The 539-nt window shown below is 65.7% G+C and carries 2 protein-coding genes; one reads left to right on the top strand and one right to left on the bottom strand.

Features of this window, described 5'->3' with window-relative positions:
- Positions 1-30: 30 nt before the first annotated feature.
- Positions 31-213, bottom strand: coding sequence for a hypothetical protein (locus ABB30_RS16400; RefSeq protein WP_152980801.1), 183 nt, complete (start codon positions 211-213; stop codon positions 31-33).
- On the opposite strand from ABB30_RS16400, the gene ABB30_RS15960 reads away from it, so the two are divergent.
- Positions 212-539, top strand: a 328-nt coding sequence (locus tag ABB30_RS15960) for a protein-disulfide reductase DsbD domain-containing protein (RefSeq protein WP_211263511.1), incomplete at its 3' end; no start/stop codon positions are given. The two genes, ABB30_RS16400 and ABB30_RS15960, sit on opposite strands and share 2 nt — an antisense overlap.

A 539-nucleotide genomic window follows, 5' to 3' on the forward strand; every position in this document is an offset into this window, starting at 1 on the left:
GGGATGTGGAGCGTGCGGTGCGCGCGCAGATCAAGAAGGTTGAAGATGCGTCTGCACGTTGATGCACTCCGCCGTGTGGCGATGAGCACGCTGCTGTTGCTTGCGGTACTGCTGCCGGGCACGGTACTGGCGCAGGTGCAGGCCGAGCTGGTTGCCGCACAGCGCTCGGTGCAGCCTGGGCAGCCGTTGCAGCTGGCCCTGCGCATGCAGCATGACCCGCATTGGCACAGCTTCTGGAAGAACGCCGGCACCGGCCTGCCGAACAAAGCTGATGTGGGAACTGCCGCCGGGATGGACCGCCGAGGCCATCCAGTGGCCGACGCCCATCCTGGTGCGCGACCGCGAAGGCAATATCACCGGGCATGGCTATGAGGGCTTGTCATATCTGCCGGTGCGGCTGATTGCCCCGGCAGACTTGCCAGCCGGCAGCGTGGTGGAACTGAAAGCGCAGGCACGCTGGTTGATGTGCGAGACGGTGTGCATTCCGGGCAAGGCGGCATTGAGCTTGCGGATGCCGGTCAGCGCCGAGCCCACGAGAC

This window comes from Stenotrophomonas ginsengisoli (genome assembly GCF_001431485.1).
Taxonomy (GTDB): domain Bacteria; phylum Pseudomonadota; class Gammaproteobacteria; order Xanthomonadales; family Xanthomonadaceae; genus Stenotrophomonas; species Stenotrophomonas ginsengisoli.